Genomic DNA, 4,471 nt, shown 5'->3' on the forward strand with positions numbered 1-4,471 from the left:
TCCTCGACCTGCCCGTCGCCCCCGCCCGGCCCGTGACGCGCGACGTCGTCCTGGTGGACCGCGGCACCGTCCCGGCGCGCCGGCCGCTCGCCGCACCGACCGTCGCACCGCCGCTCGACCCCCACGACGAGGTCTGGACCGCGCTCGTCACCGGCTTCCGCGACTACTGCACGCGGGTCGGCCTGCCGCGCGTGGTCCTCGGGCTGTCCGGTGGGGTCGACTCCGCGCTCGCTGCGACGATCGCCGTCGACGCGCTGGGCCCGGACGCCGTGCGTGGCGTCGGGATGCCCGGCCCGTACTCGTCGGCCGGCTCGGTCGACGACGCCGCCGTGCTCGCGACGAACCTGGGCATCCGGTTCGACGTCGTCCCGATCGCCGACGCGTACACCGAGCGTGTGACGGCGCTCGCGGACGTCGTCGGCGGACCCGGGGCCGGCGTCGACCCGGTGGCATGGGAGAACCTCCAGGCCCGGCTGCGCGGCACGACCCTCATGACCATCGCCAACGCGACCGGCGCGCTGGTCTGCTCGACGGGCAACCGGTCGGAGAGCGCGGTCGGCTACACGACGCTCTACGGCGATACGTGCGGCACGGCGCCGAACCCGCTCGGCGACCTGCTCAAGACCGACGTCGTCGCGGCCGACGGCCGGCTCGTGCCCGGCGTCTACGGCCTGTGCGCGTGGCGCAACGCGCGTGCGGTCGCGGCCGGCGAGGTGCCGCCGATCCCGGCGTCGACGCTCACCAAGCCCCCGTCGGCGGAGCTCGCTCCCGACCAGCAGGACTCCGACTCGCTGCCCCCGTACGACGTGCTCGACCCGCTGCTGCTCGCGTTCCTCGAGGACCGCACGAGCCCCGACGACCTCGTCGACGACCTCGTCGCCCGCGGGCACGACCGCGCCGCCGCGACCGCCACGGTCCGGCACGTCCTCGGGCTCGTCGACCGCAGCGAGTTCAAGCGCCGCCAGGTGCCGTTGCGGATCAAGGTCAGCCGCGTCGCGTTCGGGCGCGACCGCCGGATGCCGCTCGCGACGCACTGGCGGCACGTCCCGACGCCCGTCGCGGAGCCGTCACGCAGCGCGGTCTGACCCGCGCTCACCCCGCCCGGTCGCTCGTCGTCGCGGGTCGTCAGAGCAGCTCGCGCAGCACCGTCGCCTGGTTGTGGTCCGGGTCCTTCGCGCCGTACAGGAGGGTGACGACCTCGTGCGTCGCGACGACCTCCCGCAGCCGGTCGAGCGCCGGGTTGGTCGCGAGCTCCGCCCGGTAGCGGCGGGCGAACTCGTCGAAGAGCGGCTCCTCGTGATGGAACCACCGCCGCAGCTCCGTCGACGGCGCGACGTCCTTGAGCCACACGTCGACCGCGGCGCGCTCCTTCGTCAGGCCGCGCGGCCACAGCCGGTCGACGAGCACGCGCAGCCCGTCGTCGTCGGACGGCTCGTCGTAGACCCGGCGCACGCGCACGCTCACCCGCCCATCGTGCCGTGTGGGCGCCGGGTGCGAGGATCGGCGCAGCCGGGTCTGCCACGAGGCCTGCCGCACGGTGCGCGACCCGCGACGCTCGACGACGAGGAGACGCCATGACGACGTTCGGCCCCACCGACGACCTCCGCGCGGCCGAGTTCCGCGGCGCCGACCTGCGCGGGGCGCGGTTCGTCGAGGCCGACCTGTCCGGCGCGGTGCTGCGCGGCGTCCAGGTCGAGGGCGTCGAGATCGACGCGCCGTGGCTGCCCGACGGCGACGGGCTCCTCGTCAACGGCGTCGACGTGGTCCCGTTCGTCGAGGCCGAGCTCGACCGCCGGTTCCCCGGCCGCTCGACCCGCCGCGCTGCCGACCCGGACGGGCTGCGCGACGCGTGGGTCGTGCTGCAGCGCACGTGGGACGCGACGCTCGCGCGTGTCGCCGCCATGCCGGACGGGACGCCCGACGTGTCCGTCGCGGGGGAGTGGTCGTTCGCCCAGACGCTGCGCCACCTCGTCCTCGCGACCGACGCCTGGCTCGGGCGGTCGGTCCTCGGCCTCGCGCAGCCGTTCCACCCGCTCGGCCAGCCCGGTCCGCAGGCGGAGGACGACGGGCTCGACCTGTCGCTGTTCAGCACGACCACGCCGACGTACGACGAGGTGCTCGCGGCCCGCGCCGACCGCGTCCGCCTCGTGCGCGACTTCCTCGTGACCGTCACCGCCGACGACCTCGCCGCGCAGCACCCGCACCCGTGGGCGCCCGAGTACCCCGAGACGACCCTGTCGTGCCTCCACGTGATCCTCGAGGAGGAGTGGGAGCACCACCGGTTTGCGGTCCGCGACCTCGACGCGATCGGGTCGTCGCACGCCTGAACCCGCACGCGTCGGGGCGTCAGGGCGCGGAAATGCGCTGGCCAGGAGCGCCCCGCGGCGCGCACAGTACCGGGGCGCTGCGCGTGACCCCGCGCGCGGCGACCACACGTGACGGCCACGACGAGCCGCGGAAGGAGGAGCCCGTGCACGACCGCACGCACCGCTGGTCGGGACGCGACGTCTGCGCGTCCGACGCGCTCGTCCTGCACCGCACCCTCGACCGCACGACCGACCGCCCGGAGCAGCGCGGTCGCCTCCTGCGCCCCTCGTCGACCTGACGTCCACCCCCACGTCGACGACGGGCCGTTCCCCTCCGCGGGAGCGGCCCGTCGTCGTTCGTCGACCCGCGCCCCCTGGAAGGAGACCGCCATGGTCCGCATCGTCAACCAGTCCCTGACCGCCACCCACGCGCCGATCTCCGACGCGGACGCCCGCCGCGCCGCCCGGCGCCTCGCCCGCACGGCCGCCCGCAACCCGCTGCGCCGCGTCCGCGTCGACTGCGAGCCGCACGCGGTGCGCGACCCGCTCGCGACGCTCGGCGACCGCGTCTGGTGCGACACGCACGCCGACTGGGCGACGGTCGTCGAGGTCACCGAGTAAGCCCACGAGCCCGCACCACCGACACGACCCGACCCGGCACGACGACCGGTCCGAGAGACCACGAGAGAGGAGGTGACCCCGGTGTCCGGAGTCCTGGTCCTGAACGCGGGCTACGAGCCCCTGCACCGGGTGAGCCTGCAGCACGCGGTGCGGATGCTGCACCGGCGGGTCGCGGTCGTCGAGGAGGCGGTCGCGGGCAAGCGGTTCGGGCAGTACCCGCTGCCGGCGGTCCTGCGGCTGGTGCGGTACGTGCAGATGCGCTGGCGGCACCGGGCCGGCGCGCCGCCGTGGTCGCGGGCCGGTGTCCTGCGGCGTGACGGCCACGTCTGCGCCTACTGCGGGACACGCGGTGCGAGCACCGTCGACCACGTGATGCCGCGGTCGCGGACCGCCGACCCGAACACGTGGCTCAACACGGTGGCGTGCTGCGGTCGGTGCAACAACCGCAAGCGGGACCGGACGCCCGACGAGGCCGGCATGCGGCTCCGGTACGCGCCGCGGGTGCCGAGCCACGCCGAGCTCCTCGACCTCTGACGACGGACCGCTCTCCAGCGAGGAGGGCGGTCCGTCGTCGTGCGCACCGGCTCGTCCGCGTGAGGCGTCGTCGAGGCGGGTCAGCCGGCCGCGGCCCGCGCCTGGGCGAACGGCAGCCGGTCGAAGACGATCGTCATGTGCGTGATGCGCCCGCCCGCGACGCGCACCCACTCGGCGCCCGGCGCGTGCCGGACGAGCGTGGAGTCGGTGTCGTAGAGGACGACCGCGGTGTCGTCGTCGCCGAACGCGCCGAGGATCTCCGTGCGGGTGGTCGACGTCGCGAACGGGCCCATGAACGCACGGAACGCGTCGATGCCGGTCACGGGCCCGCCGGGGGAGTCGCAGACGACGTCGTCGGCGACGAGCGCCATCGCGGCGTCGACGTCGTGGCGGCTCCACGCGCGGTGGTAGTCGAGGGCGGTCTGCAGGGCGCGTCCGGTCATCGTGGGTCCTCCTGGTCGTCGGGACTGGCACTCGTACCGACACCGGGAGGACGGCTGTCGGAACGGTCTCGTACGGTCCGGTGTCATGGAGCCGGTCGGCACGACCCTGGACGCGGCACGGGCCGGTGACGAGGACGCGTTCGCCGCGCTCACCGGTCCGCACCTGCGCGAGCTGCACGTGCACTGCTACCGCATGCTCGGCTCGCTCGACGACGCAGACGACGCGCTGCAGGACGTGCTGCTCGCCGCGTGGCGCGGCCTGCCGTCGTTCGCGGGGCGCGCGTCGGTCCGCACCTGGCTCTACACGATCGCGACGCACCGCTGCCTCAACGTCCTGCGCACAGGCCGGCGACGGCCCGCCGAGGTCGCGCTGCCCTTCGACGCCCCGCCGCCCGACGCGCTCGACGACCTGACGACGCTCCAGCCCTACCCCGACGCGTGGATGCCGACCGCCCCCGTCGCGCACGGCCCCGACGCGCGGTGGGAGGCCGCCGAGTCGATCGAGCTCGCGTTCGTCGCCGCGCTGCAGGCGCTGCCGCCGCGCCAGGTCGCGGCCGTCGTCCTGGC

Annotated in this window: 8 protein-coding genes; 6 read left to right on the forward strand and 2 right to left on the reverse strand. The window is 75.3% G+C overall.

The window, feature by feature from the left end; genetic code table 11:
- Window positions 1-1,085, forward strand: a 1,085-nt coding sequence (gene nadE, locus HGA02_RS11455; protein ID WP_168679120.1) for an NAD(+) synthase, incomplete at its 5' end; no start/stop codon positions are given.
- A gap of 40 nt (window positions 1,086-1,125) precedes the next feature.
- Here the strand turns inward: nadE and HGA02_RS11460 are convergent.
- Complete coding sequence (locus tag HGA02_RS11460; RefSeq protein ID WP_168679121.1) at window positions 1,126-1,464, reverse strand: DUF488 family protein, N3 subclade; 339 nt, start codon at window positions 1,462-1,464, stop codon at window positions 1,126-1,128.
- 110 nt (window positions 1,465-1,574) lie between these two features.
- Between HGA02_RS11460 and HGA02_RS11465 the strand changes: the two genes are divergently transcribed.
- The 4 genes from HGA02_RS11465 to HGA02_RS11475 all read left to right on the forward strand — a co-directional run bounded on the left by HGA02_RS11465 (window position 1,575) and on the right by HGA02_RS11475 (window position 3,461).
- Window positions 1,575-2,327 (forward strand): DinB family protein, encoded by a 753-nt coding sequence (locus HGA02_RS11465; RefSeq protein WP_168679122.1) that lies wholly within the window; start codon window positions 1,575-1,577, stop codon window positions 2,325-2,327.
- A 143-nt stretch (window positions 2,328-2,470) separates the two neighbouring features.
- Complete coding sequence (locus HGA02_RS21450) at window positions 2,471-2,605, forward strand: hypothetical protein (RefSeq protein WP_281357160.1); 135 nt, start codon at window positions 2,471-2,473, stop codon at window positions 2,603-2,605.
- Between the two features lie 91 nt (window positions 2,606-2,696).
- Window positions 2,697-2,927: a hypothetical protein gene (locus tag HGA02_RS11470; protein WP_168679123.1), complete on the forward strand. Its 231-nt coding sequence runs from the start codon at window positions 2,697-2,699 to the stop codon at window positions 2,925-2,927.
- An 81-nt stretch (window positions 2,928-3,008) separates the two neighbouring features.
- Entirely contained in the window at window positions 3,009-3,461 is a 453-nt protein-coding gene (locus tag HGA02_RS11475) for an HNH endonuclease (protein ID WP_168679124.1), read from the forward strand.
- Between the two features lie 80 nt (window positions 3,462-3,541).
- Here HGA02_RS11475 and HGA02_RS11480 read toward each other — a convergent pair whose 3' ends face one another.
- Window positions 3,542-3,904 (reverse strand): nuclear transport factor 2 family protein, encoded by a 363-nt coding sequence (locus HGA02_RS11480; protein WP_168679125.1) that lies wholly within the window; start codon window positions 3,902-3,904, stop codon window positions 3,542-3,544.
- Between the two features lie 85 nt (window positions 3,905-3,989).
- Here HGA02_RS11480 and HGA02_RS11485 point away from each other — a divergent pair.
- A partial coding sequence (locus HGA02_RS11485; RefSeq protein WP_168679126.1) for a sigma-70 family RNA polymerase sigma factor occupies window positions 3,990-4,471 on the forward strand: 482 nt, incomplete at its 3' end.

Origin of the sequence: Cellulomonas septica, from assembly GCF_012396155.1 — a bacterium.
GTDB classification, from domain to species: Bacteria; Actinomycetota; Actinomycetes; order Actinomycetales; family Cellulomonadaceae; genus Cellulomonas; species Cellulomonas septica.

Coding starts and splice junctions, on each gene's coding strand:
- HGA02_RS11465 (WP_168679122.1), top strand. CDS start 1,575: ATGACGACGTTCGGCCCCACCGACGACCTCCGCGCGGCCGAGTTCCGC.
- HGA02_RS11480 (WP_168679125.1), bottom strand. CDS start 3,904: ATGACCGGACGCGCCCTGCAGACCGCCCTCGACTACCACCGCGCGTGG.
- HGA02_RS11470 (WP_168679123.1), top strand. CDS start 2,697: ATGGTCCGCATCGTCAACCAGTCCCTGACCGCCACCCACGCGCCGATC.